The sequence below is a fragment of the Mesorhizobium sp. M1A.F.Ca.IN.020.06.1.1 genome, assembly GCF_004023265.1.
Classification (GTDB): Bacteria; Pseudomonadota; Alphaproteobacteria; order Rhizobiales; family Rhizobiaceae; genus Mesorhizobium.
Map to the genome: position 1 here is coordinate 1 of NZ_RZSR01001156.1, position 1,644 is coordinate 1,644.

A 1,644-nucleotide genomic window follows, 5' to 3' on the forward strand; every position below is an offset into this window, starting at 1 on the left:
GGCAGGGGCAGCGGCTGAGCGATCTCTATGCGGGAGGACTGCGAGGAAGAAGTTTCTGAATTCGGTGGACACGGTCCTCACCGAAAGCCTCGATGGCTTCGTCGCCGCGCATTCCGACATCCTCGCGATCGGCGACGAGCACAAATTCGTTCGCCGCAAGACGCTGAAACCGGGCAAGGTGGCGCTGATCTCGGGTGGCGGCTCCGGCCACGAGCCGCTGCATGGCGGGCTGGTTGGCCACGGCATGCTCGACGCCGCCTGCCCCGGCCAGGTCTTCACCTCGCCGACGCCCGACCAGATGCTCGCGGCCGCGCAAGCCGTCGACACCGGCGCCGGCTGCCTGTTTATCGTCAAAAACTATGAAGGCGACGTGATGAATTTCGACATGGCCGCCGAAATGTCGGACGGCGTTCTGCAGGTGGTGACCAATGACGACGTCGCGGTCGAGAATTCGTCCTACACCACCGGTCGGCGCGGCGTGGCCGGCACGCTGGTGGTGGAGAAGATCGTCGGCGCCGCGGCCGAGCAAGGCATGCCACTGCCCGAGCTCAAGGCGCTGGGCGACCGCGTCAACGCCGCGACGCGCTCGATGGGCGTGGCGCTGACCAGTTGCACGGTGCCGGCTGCGGGCAGGCCGACCTTCGACATTGGCCACAACGAGATGGAATTCGGCGTCGGCATCCATGGCGAGCCCGGCCGGCGGCGCGATGATCTGAAGGGTGCCGACGCCATCGCCGAGGAGATCTGCACGGCAATCCTCGGCGATCTTGGTGACCGCGCCTGGGGACCGGCGCTGCTTTTCGTCAACGGCTTCGGCGGCACGCCATCGATGGAGCTTTATCTGATGTACAACAGCGCGCGAAAAATCTTCGAGAAGAGAGGCGTGACGGTGACCCGCTCGCTGGTCGGCTCCTATGTCACCTCGCTCGACATGGCAGGCTGCTCGATCACGCTGACGATGCTCGAGGATGAGACGACGGCGCTTTGGGACGCTCCGGTGCACACGGCGGCGCTGCGCTGGGGGATGTAGCGTCGCGCGGGCTTTTCTGCGACCATGGTCGCCTGTTGTTCGCGATATTGCCCGGTTGATGCTGCTCCCGCTTTCACCTGCCGAAGAAAAGCTGCTGCTCGAATTTGCCGATCCGGAGGCGCCGTCCGAGCGGGGCGGGGCCCTCTCGGCAAGCAGCCTCATCGCGCTGCTCGCCAATGCCGAGTTCCACGGCGTGCTGCCGATCATGCTGCGCAAGCTTCGGGAAATCGGCGAGGCCGATCTGCCGAACGATGCCGCCCTGCGGCAAAAACTCTCCGGGCTTCGCGATCAGGCGACACTGGCGACCGGGCAGTCGATGCTGCTGCAATATCACGGCGACCGCATCATGAAGGCCTTGGCCGCGAAAGGCGTTGCGGCTCGCATCGTCAAGGGCCCGGTGTTCGCGCGCAAGCTTTATCGCCATGCTGCCGATCGGCCGTTCACCGACATCGACATACTTGTCGATCCGGCCAGCATCGGCGAGGCCAACAACGTGATCGCCGAATGCGGCTTCACGCTTGGCAGCGGCGAGGCCGAATCGCATGAGTTGCAGGAGTTCAAGTGGCTGGAGAAGGAGAACTCCAGTCTGCTGATCGAGCTGCACGGCAATCTGG

The 1,644-nt window shown here is 64.8% G+C and carries 2 protein-coding genes; both read left to right on the forward strand.

The genetic code is table 11. The features are described from left to right. Nucleotides 1–55: 55 nt before the first annotated feature. The gene (gene dhaK, locus EOA60_RS31985) at nucleotides 56–1,030 is read left to right on the forward strand and encodes a dihydroxyacetone kinase subunit DhaK (RefSeq protein WP_128312554.1); all 975 of its coding nucleotides are present in this window, start codon (nucleotides 56–58) and stop codon (nucleotides 1,028–1,030) included. Between the two features lie 58 nt (nucleotides 1,031–1,088). Then, the coding region (locus EOA60_RS31990) for a nucleotidyltransferase family protein (RefSeq protein WP_164899734.1) at nucleotides 1,089–1,644 on the forward strand (556 nt) is incomplete at its 3' end.